We start from the raw sequence: 20,076 nt of genomic DNA, 5'->3' as shown, positions 1-20,076 counted from the left end.
GCAGTTTGGCGAGAGCGGGGCGTTTCGGTCCAACAAGAAAAAAAATAGGCAGTGAAAGGGTTTTCTTATCGCTTACGGGCGGCGCGCGGCGAGCGCGCTTTGACGGGCACTTTAGCGGGCGCTTTAACCGGCGCTTTGACGGGCGTTTCGGCAGGGCTTGCTGCGCCTTTGACCGCCTTGGCGGGAGACCGGCGCGACGGGCGCTTCGCGGTAACGCGCACGGCGTTGCCTGTCGCGGGCGAGTCGGGTGCGGGTATGTCGATGTCGGCGGCGCCAGCGGCTCGGCTATCCACCTCGATAGTTCCCACCGCCGCGCCGTCCAGATCCGGCCCCAAAGCGAGTACGAAGGCGCGCGCCTGCTCGGCGGCGAGTTCGGCCACGCGCGCGGCCATGGGGTGATTTTGCAGCCGGTAGCTCGCCACCAGCGGCAACGGCACGAATCCGCTTTCCACGTCGAGCACTTCGAGCGCGCCTTCGCGCAACTCGCGCTGGATGATGGCGGGCGGCAGCACGGTCACGCCAAAGCCGTCGGCCACGAGCCGGATCATGGCCGCGACCGAGCTGATGCAGTTGATGCGCACGGGCCGCTCCACCGCGTGCGCGAATTCGCGTTCGAGCGCGATGTGCGGACCCGAGTTGCGCGAAAAGCTGATGACGGGAAACTCCGCGAGGCGTGCGAGATCGACGGGCTGCCCCGAGAGGCCGAGCGACGGGCTCGCGACCCAGCGCATGGGGAATTCGCAGAGCGGCTGGTCGGCGAACTCGCGGTCGTTGAGCGCGTGCGTTTGCAGGATCAGGTCCACGGCGTCGGCGCGCAGCAATTGCGCGAGATGGATCGTGGTGTCGCTCGTGACCTCCACTTCCAGATGCGGGAAGCGCTCGCGCACGCGCGCCATGAGCGCGGGAAACCAGCTGTGCACGATCGACTCGACCACGCCGATACGGATCAGCCCGCCGTCGCCGCTCGCGTCTTCCACTTCGCGGCGCATTTCCTCGCCCAGATTGACGATGCGCTCGGCGTACGCGAGCATCTTGCGCCCCGCGGGCGTGAGCGTGGCCGAGCGCGAGTTGCGGTCGAACAGGCGCACGTCGAAGCTTTCCTCGAGCGAGGCGATACGGCTCGACACGGCGGCCTGCGTCGTGTGGAGCTTTTCCGCGGTGAGACGGAAGTTCTGCAGACGCGCCAGCCAGATAAAGGTTTCGAGGAAGCGGATGTTCATGGTGCGCAAGGGCGAAAGACACGGCGAGCCCCGCATCATAACGCGTCGGATTTTTGGTCAAATTGCGCGCCGTCGCGGCAGGCGGCGTCGCCATCGATAGCAAAATCTTTTCAGCGCGAAATTTTTTTCTTGTTGGACCGGCTGGCCCCGGAATCGCAACACTCTCGCATCGACCAGCCCTGGCACCCGCCGGTCCATCCGGCCGCCGCGTTCGTCACGCGCTTGCTCGATCGCGCCGATGAATCGGAGTGCCAAATAAAACGAGGAAAACCCATGAGGAAGCCGCCTTTGCGCGCCCACGCCACGACTCTTGCCGCCCTGGTGGCGGTTGCCGCCGCCACGCTGTCCGGCGCGGCGCATGCGCAATCGAGCGTCACGCTGTACGGCACCATCGACACCGCGCTCGTCTACGCCAATAATGCGGGCGGCAAGCATCAGGTGGAAATGAACAGCAGCAACGTGCTCGGCAATCGCTGGGGCTTGCGCGGTTACGAGGACCTCGGCAACGGGCTGGGCGCGTTGTTCCTGCTCGAAAACGGCTATTCGTCGAGCACGGGCGGTTTCCAGCAAGGCGGCGATCTGTTCGGCCGGCAAGCGTATATGGGCCTCACGTCGAAGCAGGCGGGCACGCTCACGCTCGGCCGCCAGTACGACGCCGTGGTGGATTTCGTCACGCCGCTGATCGCGGGCGCGCAATGGGCGACCTACCTGGGCGGCCACCCCGGCGACCTCGACAACACCAACAACGACTATCGCTCGAACAGTTCGGTCAAGTACACGACGCCCACCTGGAACGGCCTGCGCGTGAGCGGTCTCTACAGCTTCGGCGGCGTGGCGGGACAGTTCAGCCGCAACGCGATCTGGTCGCTGGGCGCGGGCTATACCCACGGTCCGCTCACGCTGGGCGCGGCCTACGTGCACGTGGAAGATCCGAACTTCTCGTACTTCGGCAACAACGCCACGTCTAGCGCCACCGCGAGCAACATGGCCGCGAGCCGCGTGTATTCCGGCTATGCATCGGCGGGCAGCGAGCAGATCGTCGCGCTGGGCGGCAACTACCGGCTTGGCGCGGTGACGCTCGGCGCCGTGTACACGAATACGCAGTTCCGCGATCTCGGCGCGTTCGCAAGCCTCAACCCGCGTGGCTACAGCGGCGCCGCGAAATTCCATAACGCCGAACTCAATCTGCGCTATCTCGTGACGCCTTCGCTATTGCTGGGCGCCGCGTACGATTACACGCACGGCTATGGCGTGAATCGCGTGAATTATCAGCAGGGCGATCTGGGCGCGACCTATATTCTCTCGAAGCGCACCCAGGTGTATCTGGTCGGCTTGTATCAGCATGCCTCGGGCACGGATTCGAGCGGCCAGGCGGCCGTGGCCAATCTCAACGGTTTGTCGGCATCGTCCACGCCGAATCAGCTGGCGGTGCTCACGGGCATCACGCACAAGTTCTAGGCCAGCCGAAGTCATACGGAACGGGATCTCGATTCACGTGTCGTCCACCGCCGAAAGCGGTGCGGCGACGCTTTCGAGCGACTTGCGCTCGGCGTCCACGCCCCAGATGGCCGCGATGACGGCCGCGCCGATCATGAGCGCCGAGCCCACGAGATAGCCCGTGAACACGGCGCCGCGCTGATGCGTGTCGATCAGGCGCCCGAAAAACGCCGGGCCGATCATGCCGCCGAGCGCCGTGCCGAACGCGTAGAAGACCGCGATGGCGAGCGCGCGAATCTCGAGCGGAAACGATTCGCTCACCGTGAGATACGCGGAACTCGCCGCCGCCGATGCAAAGAAGAAGATCACCATCCACGCGCCGGTCTGCATCGTCACCGAGAGCAGGCCCTGTGCGAAGAGCCAGCCGCTCACGGTGAGCAGCACGCCGGATATCGCATAGGTCGCGGCGATCATGCGGCGGCGCCCGATCACGTCGAACAAGCGGCCGAGCAGAATCGGTCCGAGAAAATTGCCGAGCGCGAACGGCAGCAGATACAAGCCCACGCTACCGCCCGGCACGCGATAGAACTCGGTGAGCACGAGCGCGTAGGTGAAGAAAATGGCGTTGTAGAAGAACGCCTGCGCGGTCATCAGCGCCAGCCCGACCAGCGCGCGCCGCCGGTGCGTCACGAAGATCGCGTGCAGCACTTCGCCGAGCGGCGTGTGGTCGCGCGCATGCAAACGCAGCGGCTGGTGCGACGGTTCGTCGAGCGTGTGGCCTTCCGCGCGAAAGCGCGCCTCGATGCCTTCCACGATGCGCTGCGCCTCGTCGTGCTCGCCGTGCGTGAGCAGCCAGCGGGGGCTTTCGGGAATCCAGCGGCGCATCGGCAGAATCACGAGCGCGAGCACCGCGCCAATCAGAAAGCAGGAGCGCCAGCCCCAATCCGCGGGCAGGAAATGCGAGTCGAGCAGCACGAGCGAGCCCGCCGCGCCAATGCCCGCGCCCACCCAGAACGTGCCGTTGATACTCAGGTCGGTCCAGCCACGCACGCGCGCGGGCGTGAACTCCTGAATCGTGGAATTGATGGCCGCGTACTCGCCGCCGATGCCCGCGCCCGTGATCGCGCGGAACACCACGAAGCTCGCGAAGCTCCACGAGAGCGAGGTGGCCGCCGTGGCGAGCAGATACACCGCGAGCGTGATGAAAAACAGCTTGCGGCGCCCCAGCCGGTCCGTGAGCCAGCCAAAGCCAAGCGCCCCCAGCACCGCGCCGCCGATATACGCGCTGCCCGCGAGCCCGACCTGGGCGTTGTCGAAATGCAGCATCGGGCTGGTTTTCAGCGCGCTCGCCACCGCGCCCGCGAGCGTGACTTCGAGGCCATCGAGCAACCACGTCACGCCCAGCGCCACCACGATCAGCCAATGAAAGCGGCCCCACGGCAGGCGGTCGAGCCGCGCGGGCAGGGTCGTTTCGACGATGGCGGGCCGGTCGGAGAACGTCGCTTGAGAAGTCATCGGGGAAAGAACGTAAATGGCTCGGGTAGCCGTTGCGCATATGTCATTCCCGACGAAAAACCTTGCAATTGCGTAGGAAAAATCGTCATTCGAGAGGGGCGCTGACGTATCATTTCCGTCATACAAAAAAGCGGCGCTGTGACAGCGCGTTGAGAGGCACGGGCGGCGCGAACGCATTCGCGGGTGACTCGTGCGCGCCGGCCGCACCACACCGTCCATCCATGACACTCAGTGCCGAACGTATTGCCATCCGCAAGCGTCCCTTGTCCGGCTTCATGCCGACGCTGGCGCTCGTCGCCACGGTTACGTGTGCCGGCGCGCTGCTGCTGCTCGCCGTCGTGGCGGGCGTGCGCGAGGGCACCGAATCGATCCGCGAACGCGAAGGCCTGATCGCGCGCGACATGGTCACGGCGGTCGGGCGCATGCTCGACAGCGTGCAGTCCTCGCAAAGCGGCGCGCTCGCGGCGCTGCCCGGCGAAACCTGCGAAAGCGTGGCGCGCCGCTTCGCCGTGCTGCGCACGAGAGTGAACTATGTGCGCGGCATTAATCTGGTTGCGAACGGCCGTATCTATTGCTCGGCGGCGCTCGGCCCGCTCGACATGACGCTCGCGCCGTTCTTCACGCAAGTCCCCGGCGTCACGTCCATCAACCTGATCGGCGGTTCGCCGTGGCAGCCCACGGTGCCGGTGCTGCCGCTCTATGTGCCCACCGGCCCCTCGGTCGGGCTGCTCTATGTAATCGAATCGACTTATATTGCCGACGCGCTCGCGCATGGCGTGCGCTATGGCGCCGACCGCGTGACGCTCACGGTGCCGGGCGCGGGCACGCTCGACGATCGCGGCGTGTGGACCTCGGCGCAGGCGGCCCGGGACGCGGACGAACGCGCCACGCGGCGGCCGGGCGCGCGCGCCGTCTCGAAGCGCTGGGGCTTCGACGTGAGCGTGTCGTTTCCGGGCGCCGCCTACGACGAAGCGCGCTGGAAGTATTGCCTCATGTTCGGCGCGGCGGCGCTCCTGATCGACCTGCTGATGGGCGCGATCTGGCTGATCGCGTTCGCGCCGCGCCGGCTCCTGCTCTCGGCGGTCGAGCGCGGGCTCCGGCTCGGCCAGTTCTACGTGGCGTACCAGCCCGTGATCGAACTCGAAACGGGCCGCGTGGCCGGCATGGAAGCGCTGATTCGCTGGACGCATCCCAAGTTCGGCGCAATCAGCCCGGCCGTGTTCATGGCCGATGTCGAAGCGAGCCGCCTGCTGGGCCGCGTCACGCGTTTCGTGCTCGAACGCGGGAGCGAAGAGGGCGCGCAGGCCAGCGCGAAACACAGCAGCGTGCGCCCGTTCCATCTGGCGGTGAACGTTGCACCCGCCGACTTCGAGCGCAAGACGTTCGTGGCCGAAGTGCTCGCGGCGGTGGAACGCCTGCCCGAAGGCGTCGTGCTGATCCTCGAAGTGACCGAGCGCTTCCTGCTGGAAAAACGCCCGCATACCGAGGCGATTTTCGAAATGCTGAAGGCGCGCGGCGTGCAGTTCGCCATCGACGACTTCGGCACCCATCACAGCAATCTCGACTTGCTCGCGCGCTTTCCGTTCGACTACGTGAAGATCGACGGGCAGTTCGTGCAACAACTGGAACGCCGCGGCGATCAGCTGATGAAGGGCATTGCGGCCGTGGCGAGTCATTTCGGCATGCAGATCATTGCCGAAGGCGTGGAAACCCAGGCACAGCACGAGATGCTGTGCCGGCTCGGCATTCGCTACGCGCAGGGTTTCTACTACTACCGGCCCGGCCCGGCTCATCACGCCGCGCAGGCGTCGCGCGAAGGACAGGCGCTCGCGTTCGCGCGCAACCCGTGAGCGCGGTCTAGCGGCGTTGTCCTGCGTTTAAAGCTTAAAAGCCCTTGCGCACCGTGAGCGTCGCGCCGGTGTCGTGCGACTTGAGCACGGCGAGCCGCGCCGTGGCCGAAAACACCCAGTCGTCCACTGTCAACGAAAGACGCCGCTGCGGCTGTGCGCCGAGCGTGAGCGTCTGGTTCTGCAACTGGACGATGGAGATTTGCGGGGCGGTGGACGGCCCGATATGCAGCGCGTTGGCCGCGGCGGCCGGAGCGGCGTTGCGAGCGGTTTTTTGCCCCGCCGCCTTGCGCTCGAAGTCGAATTCGTTTTTGCCGATGGGCGCGCTATAAAAGTTTTCCAGTTGCGCGAACATGGGATCGGTTTGACTGGCTTGATTGGCCTGATATTGCATCTCGTACCGATGCAAATAAACCGTGGGCTCGGGTAAGGAGGAGCCCACTTCCATGGGCGTGGTTGCAATATTCGCAACGGTCATGGTTTCGGGCAGTGCGGCGGCAGGACCTTCAGCGTAAGCGTATCCACCCAGCATAAGCAGGAGTGCGCCGATCAGTCTTTCGTTCAGGCACGTCATGGGCATGCCTCCAATAGCGGAATAGCGTGAATAGCGGATCAGGAATGACACCGTCTCACTACCGAACTTCTATTGAACTCACTGCGGGCACCCAACGGCCTACCGATTGACCTACTCCGATTTATTGTAGTCGCTCGATGGCGTCTCGCCAGCCGAATCTGCCTAGCACGCGACATACCCGAATCGCACCTGTCTGGATAGATGCACGGGCAATCAATTCGCGAAATCCGCCGACGAATTCATTCCTTCATCGATGACATGTCATGAGGCGTTTCGCGTCATCGCACGGTCGATCTCACTGGCGGTTGGTTCTTTAACATGCGGCGCGAGCGTCGAGCGAGGCGAGCGTCAATGCGTAACGAGCAGATCCATGAGCGCGGGGAAATCGACAGGCTTGGTGAGATGCGAGTCGATGCCGCTCATGCGCGAGCGCAAGCGGTCGGCATGCTGGCCCCAGCCCGTGAGCGCGACGATGAACACGCCGCGAAAGCGCCGGCTCTGACGAATGGTCCGCGCGATCGCATAGCCGTCCATGCCCGGCATGCCGATGTCGAGCACGATGGCCTGCGGCTCGGATTGCGGCGACGAAGCCTCGAGTGCCGCGAGCGCGGCCGCGCCGTCGTAGGCCACGTGCACGTCGGCGCCTTCGCCTTGCAGCACCATCGCGAGCGAATCGGCCGCGTCGCGGTTGTCGTCCACCACGAGAATGCGTTTGCCCGAGAGCGGTTCCGCCACGCTGGCGCTCGTCTGGTCGCTGCCGACCTGCCCGCTCGCCATCCGCGCGGCCTGATCGGCCATGTCGGCCTGATCGCCGCGCGCGAGCAGCGGCAGGCGCACCGTGAACGCGCTGCCCTTGCCGGGCCCGGCGCTGGCCGCTTCGACCGTACCGCCGTGCATGCGCACGAGGTGACGCACCATCGTCAGGCCAATCCCGAGGCCGCCCTGACCGCGCGCGGAGGGGCGCTGCCCTTGCGCGAACATCTCGAATGCCTTGTCGATCTGCTCCGTCGACATGCCGATACCCGTGTCGCGCAAGACGATCACGGCCCACTCGCCCTCGCGTTGCGCGCTCACCCGAATCGCGCCGCCCGCGTCGGTGTAGCGCGCGGCGTTGTTGAGCAGGTTCGTGAATACCTGGGTGAGCCGCGTGCGGTCGGCGTCGAGCATGAGCGGCGTCTCGGGCATCGTCACCGTGAGTTCGTGGCGGACCTGATCGATCACGGGGCGGCTCGTCTCCAGCGCGTTGTCGATGATCTCCGCGAGCGAAACCGGCGCCTTGATGAGCCCGATCTTGCCGCGCGTGATGCGCGAAACCTCCATCAGATCGTCGATCAACCGCACCATGTGATGCACCTGGCGGTCGAGCATGGCGAGGATCGGCTGCGACTGGCCGGGCATGTCGTCGCGCCGCAGCAGGTGCAAGGCGTTGGCAATGGGCGCGAGCGGGTTGCGCAACTCGTGGGCGAGCGTGGCGAGGAATTCGTCCTTGCGGCGGTCCGCTTCCTTGAGCGCGTCTTCGGCACGCACGGCCTCGCTGATGTCGATGGAGACACCCACGTGGCCGCGGTATTCGCCGCTGGACGAAAACCACGGCGCGCAACCGGTCTCGAACCAATGCCAGCTATCGTCCTTCACCTTGATGCGGATACGGCTCTGAAACGCGCTCTGTTCGCGCTGCGCGGCCTGCAGACTCGTGAGAAAGCTCGGCAGGTCCAGCGGATGCACGATCGCGTGCCACGCCGTGAGCAGGAGTTCGTCGGGGGTGAGGCCGATGGCCGCGAGATAGCGCTGGTTCAGGTAGACGGTATTGCCGAGCGTGTCGATCTGCCAGATCAGCGCGGGCGACGCGTCGGCGAGCGCGCGAAAACGCGCCTCGCTTTCGCGTAGCGCTTCCTGCGCGCCACGCCGGTCGTCGATGTCGATGTTCATGCCCACCCACTTGCGCACGCTGCCGTCGGCGTTCCAGAGCGGCGCGGCGCGCAGGTTGGTCCAGCGCCAGCCGCCGGTGGCCGTGTGCAGGCGGAACTCGGCGTTCACCACCCGTTGCATGGCCACGGATTCCTTCCAGTTGCGCAGGGCGTACTCGCGGTCCTCCGGGTGCACGGCGTCGATCCAGCCGTCGCCGAGCCATTCCTCGACCGGCTGCCCCGTGTACGCGGACCAGCTCGCCGACGCCGTGCCGGTCTGGCCGCGCGCGTCGGTTTCCCACACGGCCTGGGCAAAGCCTTCCACGAGCGCGCGAAAACGCTCCTCGCTCTCCATGCATTCCGTCTCCACGCGCCGCCGCTCGGTGATGTCGAGCACGAATTCCGCGCACTTCGACTCCATGCCCGCGCCCGAGAGGCGCGTGGGCGCGAAGAGGCCCCACCAGTGCGTGCCGTCCTTGCGCACGAGTTCGCGCTCGTAGGGCTGGGTGCGGCCGGCGGTGGCGAGATCGTTGACGGCGCGCGTCGTCACGCCGAGCGCGTCGAGCGGCACGCGGGCCGGGTTGCGGACGGGGTTGCGAACCGGATTGTGGGCTTCGCGCAGCGGATCGCGCGGGGCCGGCGTGCGCGCGGCGGCGCGCAGGTCGGCGCGGGTGTAGCCGCTCATCTGCTCGAAGGCGTCGTTGGCGTCGGCCATCGTGCCGTCCAGGTTGAAGAACAGTACGCCCACGGTTTCGATCGAGACGGCCGCCTGCAAGCGCGCCTCGCTTTCGTGCAAGGCGTGTTCGGCGTCCTTGCGCTGCTTGGACTCGTCGCGCAAACGGGCATTGATGTCCTGCAGCGAACGCGTGCGGGATGCAACCTGCTCGGCGAGGTTCTGGCCGGCGTCGCGCGCGTCGCTCATCGCGCGCGTCATCTGGAACGCCGCACATGCGCTCGACGCGAGGCTTTGCAGCAGCCGCGCGTCTTCCGCGTCGAAATGCTTGTCGGTGTCGTGCGAGAGCACCCAGACCGTGCCGACCACCTGGCCGTTGATGATCCACGGCACGTGCAGCGCCTCGTGAATGGCCGGGCCGATGGTTTCGTACATCGCAAAGCAGCGCTCGGGGCGCTCGAACAACAGCAGCGCATTGCGCTGCGCAACGGCGCCGCAGGCGCAGCCGTCGATCGGCAGCGCGCGGTCGAGATGGGCGGCATAGCGGCCCGACGTGGCGCACCAGCGCACCACGGGCTCTCCCGCATAGCGTTCGAGCACGCTCACGCCAGCCGATTCCGCGCCGCACAGCACGCGCGCATAGTCGGCGACCTTGTGCAGGACGCCGGAAGGATTGCGCGCCATCTCCAGTGCGAGCGTGGAGAGCGCGCCGCTTTCGCCCTGGTAGTCAGGCAGACGATTGGGGCGGCTCGCCAGCAGTTCGGTAATGAGGACGTCTTCGACGTTGAGCGCGGGTGCGCCATCGTCCGGCATGCTCGTGCCTCCCTTGGCTGTGGCCATCGCACCCGCCCTACGCGCCGCGCTTGACGATAGCGGCGCGCCGCGTGGCGCTTCCCCCATGGCTCAGCATTGCGTATTCCCGTTGCGCAAAAAACAGTGCCACGGCCAGGCGCGGTGCGGCCCTTTTTCGCCGCGAGGCGGGTTTCAGGCGGTGAGTTTCGTCTGCGGAATCCGCGCAAAGCCGCGCCGCTGCGGGCATTGCGATTGCTCGACAGGCCGGCTATACCGTACGCGTTCCCAATGCGAGGAGAGTCCATCATGCCGCGCGCGATCTGGAAAGGCGCCATCAGTTTCGGACTGGTCTATGTGCCGGTCGAGGTATTTCCCGCCACCCAAAGCGAGCGCACGGGCTTTCATCTGCTCGACAAGCGCTCGCTCGACCCGGTGGGGTATCAGCAGATCAACAAGCGCACCGGCAAGCCGGTCAAACGCGACGACATCGTGCGCGGCTACGAGTACGAGAAGGGCGAGTTCGTGGTGATGTCCGACGAGGAAATCGACGCGGCGAGTCCCGAGCAGACCCAGACCGTGGATATTCTCGGCTTCGTGGAAGCGGCGCAGGTCTCGTTTCTTTACCTCGATACCCCGTACTGGCTCGCGCCCGACAAGCGCGCGGGCAAGACCTACGCGCTGTTGCGCGACGCGCTCGCGGCGAGCGGCAAGATCGGCATTGCGAACGTCGTGCTGCACAGCCGGCAGCATCTCGCGGCGCTGGTGGCGGCCGGTCCCGCGCTCGCGCTGCAAACCTTGCGCTGGTCGACCGAAGTGCGCGACATGGACGAGATCCAGGGTTTGCCGAAGAGCGCGAAGGCGGCGGGCGTGAGCGCGGGCGAGCTGAACATGGCGAAAAAGCTCATCGACGATATGAGCACCGAGTGGGATCCCGAGGCGTATCGCGACACGTATCGCGACGCGATCCTGGAACTGGCCGAACGCAAGGCGAACGAAGGCAAGGCGCATGAGATCGCGCCGGTCGAGCGTGCCGAACCCGCGCGCCGCAGCGCCGATATCGTCGATCTGTCGGATCTGCTCAAGCGCAGCCTGGGGCAGCGCAAGGGCAGCACGCGCGGCGCGTCGAGCGACGAGTCGAAGGACGGCGCGAAGGGCGGCACAAGGAGCGACTCGAAGGACGACGCGGCGCCGCGCGAAGCAACACGCGAAACCGCGCGCACGAAACCCGCTTCGAAGCGCGGCCGCAAAGCAGCATGAACCGGGCTCGCGGTGTCTGACGGAGAGGCGCGATGAAGCACAAGCTCGAACAGTATGAATCGAAGCGGCGCTTCGACGAAACGCCGGAGCCGCGCGGCCAGCACGCGCACCCGCCCGCACGCAGCAGCGCGCGTCGCGGGGCGCCCAGCCGCGCCCGCAAAGATAAGGACAGCGCCGCGTTCGTGATCCAGCGGCACGACGCGAGTCATCTGCACTACGATTTCAGGCTCGAACTCGACGGCACGCTCAAGTCGTGGGCGGTGCCGAAAGGGCCGAGTCTCGATCCCACGGTCAAGCGGCTCGCCGTGCACGTGGAGGATCATCCGCTGGAATATGGTTCGTTCGAAGGGCGTATTCCGGCGGGGAGTTATGGCGCGGGCACGGTCGATATCTGGGACCACGGCGTGTGGCATCCCGAAGGCGGCATGCGCGCCGCGCGCGACGCCTATGCGCAAGGCCGGCTCAAATTCACGCTCGATGGCGACAAGTTGCACGGCAGCTGGGCGCTCGTGCGCAGTTCGATGAAGAGCGGTAAGCAGGACACGTGGCTGCTGATCAAGCATCGCGACGCGGATGCCAGAAGCGAGGACGACTACAAGGTGATCGACGATCGAGCGGAGCATGCGCCGAACAAGAAAGCGCGCGCGACGGCGAAAACTTCGAAATCGTCGGGGGGCACGCGTGCCGCGTCCGCCGCAAAGGGCGCCAATGACGCCAATGGCGCGACTCCGAAGGCGGAGGCGCGCGTGGCGAAAGCCGCCGACGCGACCGCAACGGCACGCGGCACGGCGGCGCGCAAGGCCGTGGGCGGTCCGAAAGCGCGCGGCGCCAAGGCGATCGAAGGCGCCAGACGCGCGGCGCTCCCCGCGACGCTCGCGCCGGAACTCGCCACGCCCGCCGAAGCGCCGCCGCAAGGCGAAGACTGGCTCTACGAGCTCAAATACGACGGCTATCGCGTGCTGGCGCGCATCGACCGCAGCGCACGCGGCGAGGGCGACGTGCGCATCTATACGCGCACGGGCAACGACTGGACCGCCAAATTCCCGCGCCAGGTGCAGGCGCTGCGCGCGCTCGACGTCGACAAAGCGTGGCTCGACGGCGAGGCCGTCGTGCTCGACGCGTCCGGCGTGCCCGACTTCCAGGCGCTGCAAAACGCCTTCGACGCAGGCAGCCCCGACGCCATCACGTTCTGGCTGTTCGACGCGCCATGGCTCGACGGCATGGATTTGCGCGCCGCGCCGCTCGAAGCGCGCCGTAGCGCGCTCGAAGCGGTGCTCGCCCGCCATACGGACGACGCCTTGCGCTTCTCCGAAGCGTTCGAGGGCGATCCGGAAACGCTGCTCGCCGCCGCCTGCGAAGCGAAGCTCGAAGGCCTCGTGGCGAAGCGGCGCGACAGCCGCTACACGTCCACGCGGAGTTCGGCGTGGCTCAAGCTGCGCTGCACGCAACGGCAGGAATTCGTGATCGGCGGCTATACGGACCCGGCGGGCAGCCGCGAAGGCTTCGGCGCGCTGCTGCTCGGCGTGTACGACGAGCAGGGCGCCTTGCAATACGCGGGCAAGGTCGGCACGGGATTCGACAACGCGCGGCTCAAGTCGATGGCGAAGGACCTGAAGGCGCGCGCAAGCAAGGCCTCGCCGTTCGCCGCCGTACCGGCCGCCGAAACCCGCGCCCGCGTGCATTGGGTCCAACCGCAACTCGTGGCCGAGGTGCGCTTCAAGACGTGGACGAGTGCGGGCGTGGTGCGTCATGCGTCGTTTATCGGTTTGCGAACCGACAAGCCAGCGGAGAACATCGTGCGCGAACAGCAAACGGAAAGGTCGACGGCTGCTTCGAAAGCCGTATCGGCGAAAGCCACCTCGTCCGGAGCCCGAGGCCGTGCTTCGGAATCCGTAACGATGAAGTCGAAAGCATCGCGCGGCGAAACGCAGGTTGGCGGCGTGCGCATCAGCAACCCCGACCGCGTGATGGACGAGCAAAGCGGCCTGCGCAAGATCGACCTCGTCGAATACTTCGAGTGGATCACGCCGTGGCTGCTGCCGCATTTGAAGCAGCGTCCGGTTGCGCTCGCGCGTACGCCGAAAGGCGTGGGCGGCGAACTGTTTTTCCAGAAGCACGCGACGAAACTGCAAATTCCGCACGCCACGCAGCACGCCGACCTCGACCCCGGCCACGAGCCGCTGCTCACGCTCGACTCGGTCAAGGCGCTCGTGGGCGCCGCGCAAATGGACACGATCGAACTGCACACGTGGAACGCGCTCGTCACGAGCATCGAAAAGCCCGATCGCCTCGTGTTCGACCTCGACCCCGATCCCACGCTGGGCTGGGAGCGCATGATCGAGGCGGCGCAACTCACGCGCGAACTGCTCGACGCGCTCGGGCTGCGTTCGTGGTGCAAGACGAGCGGCGGCAAGGGCCTGCACGTGGTCGTGCCGCTCACGCGTCATGCGGGCTGGGACGAAGCGAAGGATTTCGCGCATGCCGTGGCGAGTCATATGGCGGGCACGTTGCCCGACCGCTTCAGCGCGAAGTCGGGGCCGCAGAATCGCAAAGGCCGCATTTTCGTCGACTACCTGCGCAACGGGCGCGGCGCCAGCACGATCGCCGCGTTCGCGCCGCGCGCGCGGCCGGGCCTGGGCGTTTCCGTGCCGATCGCGTGGGACGAACTGCAAACGGTCACGCGCGGCGATCAGTGGAATATCGCCAATCTGCATGAGCGGCTGGACGCGCAGCGCAACGATCCCTGGCGCGACTACGGCAAGACGCGTCAGCGCATCACGGCAGCGATGTGGCGCGATCTGGGCGTGAAACAGGCGTGAAGTAGCGTTTTCGCCCGAGGTTTTGCCGAAGCGAACCGCGTACGAAACGGCAACGTTCGCAGTCGTTTTCGTCGCGTGTTTCGCACGCTGCATGCCGCCGCCGCGCCGCGAAAAATTCACCTAAGGTGAAGCGATTCCCCACCGAGGAGTCGCACGATGTCTGCCCTGTTCAGCCCCTTCAAACTCAAGGACGTGACGCTGCGCAACCGCATCGCCGTGCCGCCAATGTGTCAGTACAGCGCCGTCGACGGCGTCACCAACGACTGGCACTGGGCGCACTATCCGGCGCTCGCGCGCGGCGGCGCGGGACTCGTGATCGTCGAGGCCACGGCGGTCGCGCCCGAAGGCCGCATCACACCGTACTGCACGGGCTTGTGGAACGACGCGCAGGCCGAAGGCATGGCGCGCATTGCCGCGTCGATCAAGGCGGCGGGCGCGGTGCCCGGCATCCAGATCGCGCACGCGGGGCGCAAGGCCAGCGCGAATCGTCCGTGGGAAGGCGACGACCATCTTCCCGAGCGCGACCCGCGCGCGTGGCAGCCCATCGCGCCCTCGGCCATCGCGTTCGGCGCGAACCTGCCGCGTGTGCCCCGCTCGATGACGCTCGACGACATCGCGCGCGTCAGACAGGCTTTCGTCGATGCCGCGCGCCGCGCGCGTGCCTGCGGTTTCGAATGGCTCGAACTGCATTACGCGCACGGCTATCTCGCGCAGAGTTTCTTCTCGACGCATTCGAACGATCGCACGGACGCTTACGGCGGCAGCCTCGAAAATCGCGGCCGCTTTCTCGTGGAAACGCTCGCCGCCGTGGGCGACGTGTGGCCGGAACATTTGCCGCTCACCGCGCGTTTCGGCGTGATCGAATACGACGGCCGCGACGAGGAGACGCTGCGCGAATCCATCGAACTCACGCGCGCGCTGCGCGCCGAAGGGCTCGACTTGCTCAACGTGAGCGTGGGATTTTCGATTCCCGGCGCGAAGATTCCGTGGGGACCGGCGTTTCTCGCGCCCATTGCGGAGCAGGTGCGGCGCGATGCGCATGTGCCGGTGGCGTCGTCGTGGGGCGTGGATATTCCGCGCGTGGCCGAGCGCGTGGTGGCCGCGCAGCAGATGGATCTGGCGATGATCGGCCGCGCGCATCTCGCCGACCCGCATTACCCGTATCGCGCCGCGCAGCATTTGAAGCTCGAGAAACCTTCGTGGGTGCTGCCCGCGCAGTACGCCTACTGGCTCGAGCGCTACCAGCCCGACCCGGCTGCGCGCGATTGCGGGGACTGATGGGGTATGGCTTCTGCAAGCGTGGTTGACAGGCTGCTGCCTTGCACAAAAGTTGACATCGCACCGCGCCAGGGTTCACCCGAATGCAAAAAAGTATCAGTCCGCGGTCTGATTTTCAGTGGTGATCGCGGTGCGCGACGGGTAATTTTCAGCTTATGGCAAGGCGTCGTTTCGTCGGCGGACGAACAGGCAAGCAGGCAGGCACGCGGCGCCACACAAGAACAACAACCGGTGCGGGACGAGGAGGCGGGATGCAGACCATGGAGATCGAGCAGGGCAGCGCAGCGGCGGGCACGCACGAGGTCGCGCCGCGCGAGCGCGTAGACGGCCTGCGCCGCGTGCGGCTGGCACAGCCCGATCTCGAACTCGTGGCCGTGCCGCGCGACGAGTCGTTCAAGGTGTGGTCGCACGGTTATCCGTATCGCACGGTGCGCTGGCACTTTCATCCGGAGTACGAAATTCATCTGATCACGGCGACCACGGGCAAGTATTTCGTGGGCGACTATATCGGCAGTTTCGCGCCCGGCAATCTCGTGATGGTTGGTTCGAACCTGCCGCACAACTGGGTGAGCAGCGTCACGCCCGGCGAGCAGGTGGACGAGCGCTGCCTCGTGCTGCAATTCGATTCGGCGTTCATCGCGCGCGCCACGGAAGTGTTTCCGGAGTTCCGCCGCGTGGCGCCGCTGCTCGACGCCTCGCGCTGGGGCCTGCTGTTCACGCCCGAAACGGGCGCGGCCGCCGAACCCGTCCTGCGCGAAATGCTCAACGCGCAAGGCATGCGCCGCATCACGCTCTTCATCGCGCTGCTCGAGTTGCTGGTGCAAAGCGCGGAGCCCACGATGCTCGCGAGCGACGCCTATCGCGCCGATCCCGCGCGTTACGCGGGCACGCGCATCAATCACGTGCTGGCGTTCATCGGCAAGAATCTCTCGCAGGAATTGCGCGAAACCGAACTCGCGGCGCTCGCGGGCCAAAGCGTGAGTGCGTTTTCGCGCTACTTCCGGCGGCATACGGGCGTGTCGTTCGTGCGCTACGTGAACCGGTTGCGCATCAATCTCGCGTGCCAGTTGTTGATGTCGGGCGAGGTCAGTATCACCGACATTTGTTACCAGGTCGGTTTCAATAATCTCTCCAACTTCAACCGCCAGTTCCTCCTGCTCAAGGAGATGTCACCCACGCGATGGCGCGCGTACCAGCGCCTGAACGCCGCCAGCGCGGAAGCCGTAAGCACGGACGCGGGCACGGACTTCCCCCATTCCGCCGCGCAGGGCGTGCCGGCGTTCGGCTGACGCGGTTTTATCGTCCTTTATCGCTGTTTCAAACGCAGTGCCTTGCAGCCCGCTCGGCGCGGGATACGCACATCCGCGCAACGCCGGCATTCGACACATCCAATCAATAAACGGAGACACACGATGAACCGACTCACGACCCCGCTGCGCACGCAGCTCATCGCCGCCGTGGCGCTCGGCCTCGCCTGCGCGATGACGGCCCATGCCGCGCCGAGCGGCACGGTGGCGTTCCTGATGCCCGACCAGGCGTCCACGCGCTACGAGCAGCACGACTTTCCCGGCTTCAAGGCCGAGATGAGCAAGCTCTGCCCCGACTGCAAGGTGCTGTACCAGAACGCCAACGCCGACGCCTCGCAACAGCAGCAGCAATTCAATTCGGTGATCGCGCAGGGCGCCAAGGTCATCGTGCTCGATCCCGTCGATTCCACGGCGGCCGCTTCGCTCGTGCACATGGCGCAGGGGCGCGGCGTGAAGGTGATCGCCTATGACCGCCCGGTGCCGTCCACGCCCGCCGACTATTACGTTTCATTCGACAACGAAGACATCGGCAAGTCCATCGCGCAGTCGCTCGTGCAGCATCTGAAGTCGAGCGGCGTGGCGGCGAGCAAGGGCGGCGTGCTCGAAGTCAACGGCTCGCCCACCGACGCGGCGGCCGGGCTCATCAAGAAGGGCATTCACGAAGGGCTCGAAGGCAGCGGCTACAAGACGCTCGCCGAATACGACACGCCCGAATGGGCGCCGCCCAAGGCGCAGCAATGGGTGAGCGGCCAGATCACGCGCTTTTCCACGCAGATCGTGGGCGTGGTGGCCGCCAACGACGGCACGGCCGGCGGCACCGTGGCCGCGTTCAAGGCGGCTGGCGTGAATCCCGTGCCGCCCGTGACCGGCAACGACGCGACCACGGCGGGCCTGCAACTGATCATTGCGGGCGATCAGTACAACACCATTCTGAAGCCCAGCGAGATCGTCGCGGGCGCGGCGGCCAAAGTGGCCGTGGGCTTTCTCAGCAATCAGCCGGTGAAGGGCGAAACCACGTTGTTCAAGACGCCCACGCAACTCTTCAAGCCGGCCGTCATCACGCAGCAGAACATCAAGGCCGAAGTGATCGACAAGGGTTTCGCGAGCGCGAAGGACCTGTGCACGGGACGTTACGCGGACGGTTGCAAGAAACTCGGCATTGCCAACTAATAAGCGCGAAGCGGCTTGCCACAGGCGGGAACCGGCGCGCGTGCGCGCCGCCGGGTCCCGCGCATTTCGTACGACACGATGAAGAGGTACCCATTCCATGACTGAGCCCAGCGCACCCTCTACCGCGCCCGCCATCACCCCGGCGCCCACGCAAGCCCGCGCGAAAAGCGGCGAACTCGTGCTGAGCCTGCGCGGCGTGTCCAAACACTTCGGCGCGGTCTCGGCGCTCACCGACATCGAACTCGACGTGCGCGCCGGCGAAGTCGTCGCGCTTGTGGGCGACAACGGCGCGGGCAAGTCCACGCTCGTGAAGATCCTCGCGGGCGTGCACCAGCCGAGTTCCGGCACCATCACGTTCGGCGGCAAGGAGGTCTCGCTCTCCGATCCGGGCGCGGCACTCGATCTCGGTATCGCCACCGTGTTTCAGGACCTCGCGCTGTGCGAGAACCTCGACGTTGTCGCCAATATCTTCCTCGGCCGCGAACTGAGCCCGTACCGGCTCGACGAAGTGACCATGGAAGTGAAGGCGTGGACGCTGCTCAACGAGCTTTCCGCGCGCATTCCCAGCGTGCGCGACGTGGTGGCGTCGCTGTCGGGCGGCCAGCGTCAGACCGTGGCGATCGCGCGGTCGCTGCTGCTCGACCCCAAGCTCATCATGCTCGACGAACCGACCGCCGCACTCGGCGTGGCGCAAACCGCCGAGGTGCTGAACCTGATCGAGCGCGTGCGCGACCGCGGGCACGCCGTGATCATGATCAGCCACAACATGGAGGACGTGCGCGCCGTGGCCGACCGCATCGTCGTGCTGCGCCTCGGCCGCAACAACGGCGTGTTCTATCCCGACTCGTCGAACGCGGAACTCGTGGCGGCCATTACGGGCGCAACCGAGAACGCCGTGTCGCGGCGCGCGGGGCGGCGGGAGTCGCAGGCATCGGCGCAGACCCAGGCGCAAGCCCCCGCGCCTTCGCAACAACAGGACCTTCAATGAAAGGCACGATCATGAGCAATCACACTCATCCCGACCCCGAACGCGAGACCGCGTCGTCGCCGCCCACGCTGCTCGACCGCAGCGACGTGCGCGTGAAGCACGCGAGCGGGATCGGCGAAACGGTTTCGGCCTTCGTCGATCGCGTGCGTTCGGGCGATCTCGGCTCGCTGCCCGTGATCGCCGGTCTCGTCATTATCTGGACCGTGTTCACGAGCCTGAACCCGGTGTTTCTTTCCGCCGACAATCTCGTCAACATGCTGTTCGACTGCTCGACCGTGGGCGTGATCTCGCTCGGCATCGTCTGCGTGTTGCTGGTCGGGCAAATCGATCTTTCGGTGGGCTCCATGAGCGGCTTCGCCTCGGCGATGGTCGGCACGCTCTGGGTCAACGAAGGCTGGCCGGTGCTGCTCGCCATTGCCGCGGCCATCGTGGTGGGCGCGGCGATCGGCGCACTCTACGCGCTGCTGCTCAACTGGATCGGCATGCCGAGTTTCGTCTCGACGCTCGCGGGCCTGCTCGCGATCCTCGGCATGCAACTGTACGTGCTCGGCTCGACGGGCTCGATCAACCTGCCGTACGGCTCCACCATCGTCAATTTCGGCCAGTTGATGGTGATGCCGGCGCCGGTCTCGCACCTCCTCGCGCTGTTGCCGGGCGCGGTGGTGTTGCTGCTCGGCATGCGCACGCGCGCGCGCCGGCACGCGGCGCGCCTTTCGGCGCCTTCGGTCGCGAGCCTCGTCACGCGCGCGGCGGCCATTACCGTATTTCTGGAGATCGTGGTCGCTTACCTGAACCAGGGGCGCGGCGTGCCGCTCATGTTCGGCCTCTTCCTCCTGCTCGCCGTCGTCATGCAATACGCGCTCACGCGCACGCGCTGGGGCCGCTCGATGAACGCCGTGGGCGGCAATCACGAAGCGGCCCGCCGCGCGGGCATCAAGGTCGGCGCGATCTACACGAGCGCCTTCGTGCTATGCGCGGGTCTCGCCGCGCTCGGCGGCGTGCTCACGGCGGCGCGGCTCGCTTCGGCGAGCCAGCAGGCGGGCACCGGCGACGTCAATCTCAATGCCATCGCGGCGGCCGTGATCGGCGGCACGAGCCTGTTCGGCGGGCGCGGCAGCGCGTGGTCGGCGGTGCTCGGCATCATCGTGATCCAGTCGATCGCGAGCGGCCTCACGCTGCTCAATCTTTCTTCTTCGCTGCGTTTCATGATCACGGGCGCCGTGCTGGCGATTGCCGTGATTGTCGACTCGCTCGCGCGCCAGTCGCGGGTTTCGCACGGCCGCGCATGAGTC

At 66.4% G+C, this 20,076-nt stretch carries 13 protein-coding genes; 9 read left to right on the top strand and 4 right to left on the bottom strand.

Annotated elements, in window-relative coordinates; all coding sequences use genetic code 11:
* Positions 1-65: 65 nt before the first annotated feature.
* Positions 66-1,220, bottom strand: coding sequence for a LysR family transcriptional regulator (locus FAZ98_RS32910; protein ID WP_158958026.1), 1,155 nt, complete (start codon positions 1,218-1,220; stop codon positions 66-68).
* 273 nt (positions 1,221-1,493) lie between these two features.
* Here FAZ98_RS32910 and FAZ98_RS32905 point away from each other — a divergent pair, with 273 nt between their 5' ends.
* On the top strand, positions 1,494-2,678 hold the full coding sequence (locus FAZ98_RS32905) for a porin (protein WP_158958025.1): 1,185 nt from the start codon (positions 1,494-1,496) through the stop codon (positions 2,676-2,678).
* A gap of 33 nt (positions 2,679-2,711) precedes the next feature.
* Here FAZ98_RS32905 and FAZ98_RS32900 read toward each other — a convergent pair whose 3' ends face one another.
* Positions 2,712-4,172, bottom strand: coding sequence for an MFS transporter (locus FAZ98_RS32900; RefSeq protein WP_158958023.1), 1,461 nt, complete (start codon positions 4,170-4,172; stop codon positions 2,712-2,714).
* 221 nt (positions 4,173-4,393) lie between these two features.
* Here FAZ98_RS32900 and FAZ98_RS32895 point away from each other — a divergent pair, with 221 nt between their 5' ends.
* Entirely contained in the window at positions 4,394-6,022 is a 1,629-nt protein-coding gene (locus FAZ98_RS32895) for an EAL domain-containing protein (RefSeq protein ID WP_233272973.1), read from the top strand.
* 34 nt (positions 6,023-6,056) lie between these two features.
* On the opposite strand, the gene FAZ98_RS32890 is transcribed toward FAZ98_RS32895, so the two are convergent.
* Both FAZ98_RS32890 and FAZ98_RS32885 read right to left on the bottom strand, forming a co-directional pair.
* The gene (locus FAZ98_RS32890) at positions 6,057-6,497 is read right to left on the bottom strand and encodes a hypothetical protein (protein WP_233272972.1); all 441 of its coding nucleotides are present in this window, start codon (positions 6,495-6,497) and stop codon (positions 6,057-6,059) included.
* Between the two features lie 444 nt (positions 6,498-6,941).
* The gene (locus FAZ98_RS32885; protein ID WP_158958019.1) at positions 6,942-9,986 is read right to left on the bottom strand and encodes a PAS domain S-box protein; all 3,045 of its coding nucleotides are present in this window, start codon (positions 9,984-9,986) and stop codon (positions 6,942-6,944) included.
* A gap of 285 nt (positions 9,987-10,271) precedes the next feature.
* Here FAZ98_RS32885 and ku point away from each other — a divergent pair, with 285 nt between their 5' ends.
* From ku to FAZ98_RS32850, 7 genes are all read left to right on the top strand, one after another.
* On the top strand, positions 10,272-11,222 hold the full coding sequence (ku, locus tag FAZ98_RS32880) for a non-homologous end joining protein Ku (protein ID WP_158958017.1): 951 nt from the start codon (positions 10,272-10,274) through the stop codon (positions 11,220-11,222).
* Positions 11,223-11,254: 32 nt separating this feature from the next.
* Complete coding sequence (gene ligD / locus FAZ98_RS32875) at positions 11,255-14,041, top strand: DNA ligase D (RefSeq protein WP_158958015.1); 2,787 nt, start codon at positions 11,255-11,257, stop codon at positions 14,039-14,041.
* A gap of 156 nt (positions 14,042-14,197) precedes the next feature.
* Positions 14,198-15,319: an NADH:flavin oxidoreductase/NADH oxidase gene (locus FAZ98_RS32870; RefSeq protein ID WP_158958013.1), complete on the top strand. Its 1,122-nt coding sequence runs from the start codon at positions 14,198-14,200 to the stop codon at positions 15,317-15,319.
* A 344-nt stretch (positions 15,320-15,663) separates the two neighbouring features.
* A complete protein-coding gene (locus FAZ98_RS32865) occupies positions 15,664-16,608 on the top strand; it encodes an AraC family transcriptional regulator (protein WP_233273036.1) in 945 nt (314 codons plus the stop codon).
* Between the two features lie 123 nt (positions 16,609-16,731).
* Entirely contained in the window at positions 16,732-17,796 is a 1,065-nt protein-coding gene (locus FAZ98_RS32860; protein ID WP_158958011.1) for an ABC transporter substrate-binding protein, read from the top strand.
* Positions 17,797-17,893: 97 nt separating this feature from the next.
* Complete coding sequence (locus FAZ98_RS32855) at positions 17,894-18,784, top strand: ATP-binding cassette domain-containing protein (protein ID WP_233272971.1); 891 nt, start codon at positions 17,894-17,896, stop codon at positions 18,782-18,784.
* A gap of 11 nt (positions 18,785-18,795) precedes the next feature.
* On the top strand, positions 18,796-20,073 hold the full coding sequence (locus FAZ98_RS32850; protein ID WP_158958009.1) for a sugar ABC transporter permease: 1,278 nt from the start codon (positions 18,796-18,798) through the stop codon (positions 20,071-20,073).
* Positions 20,074-20,076: the final 3 nt, after the last annotated feature.

The sequence above is a fragment of the Paraburkholderia acidisoli genome, assembly GCF_009789675.1.
Lineage (GTDB): Bacteria > Pseudomonadota > Gammaproteobacteria > Burkholderiales > Burkholderiaceae > Paraburkholderia > Paraburkholderia acidisoli.
The sequence above is the reverse complement of the archived record's forward strand: the minus strand, read 5'-3'. Positions and strand labels throughout refer to the sequence as shown.

What these genes read in the sequence shown, in the direction of transcription:
- ku (WP_158958017.1), top strand. Translation starts at nt 10,272, where the DNA reads ATGCCGCGCGCGATCTGGAAAGGCGCCATCAGTTTCGGACTGGTCTAT.
- FAZ98_RS32905 (WP_158958025.1), top strand. Translation starts at nt 1,494, where the DNA reads ATGAGGAAGCCGCCTTTGCGCGCCCACGCCACGACTCTTGCCGCCCTG.
- ligD (WP_158958015.1), top strand. Translation starts at nt 11,255, where the DNA reads ATGAAGCACAAGCTCGAACAGTATGAATCGAAGCGGCGCTTCGACGAA.
- FAZ98_RS32895 (WP_233272973.1), top strand. Translation starts at nt 4,394, where the DNA reads ATGACACTCAGTGCCGAACGTATTGCCATCCGCAAGCGTCCCTTGTCC.
- FAZ98_RS32850 (WP_158958009.1), top strand. Translation starts at nt 18,796, where the DNA reads ATGAGCAATCACACTCATCCCGACCCCGAACGCGAGACCGCGTCGTCG.
- FAZ98_RS32855 (WP_233272971.1), top strand. Translation starts at nt 17,894, where the DNA reads ATGACTGAGCCCAGCGCACCCTCTACCGCGCCCGCCATCACCCCGGCG.
- FAZ98_RS32900 (WP_158958023.1), bottom strand. Translation starts at nt 4,172, where the DNA reads ATGACTTCTCAAGCGACGTTCTCCGACCGGCCCGCCATCGTCGAAACG.
- FAZ98_RS32910 (WP_158958026.1), bottom strand. Translation starts at nt 1,220, where the DNA reads ATGAACATCCGCTTCCTCGAAACCTTTATCTGGCTGGCGCGTCTGCAG.
- FAZ98_RS32860 (WP_158958011.1), top strand. Translation starts at nt 16,732, where the DNA reads ATGAACCGACTCACGACCCCGCTGCGCACGCAGCTCATCGCCGCCGTG.
- FAZ98_RS32890 (WP_233272972.1), bottom strand. Translation starts at nt 6,497, where the DNA reads ATGACCGTTGCGAATATTGCAACCACGCCCATGGAAGTGGGCTCCTCC.
- FAZ98_RS32870 (WP_158958013.1), top strand. Translation starts at nt 14,198, where the DNA reads ATGTCTGCCCTGTTCAGCCCCTTCAAACTCAAGGACGTGACGCTGCGC.
- FAZ98_RS32885 (WP_158958019.1), bottom strand. Translation starts at nt 9,986, where the DNA reads ATGCCGGACGATGGCGCACCCGCGCTCAACGTCGAAGACGTCCTCATT.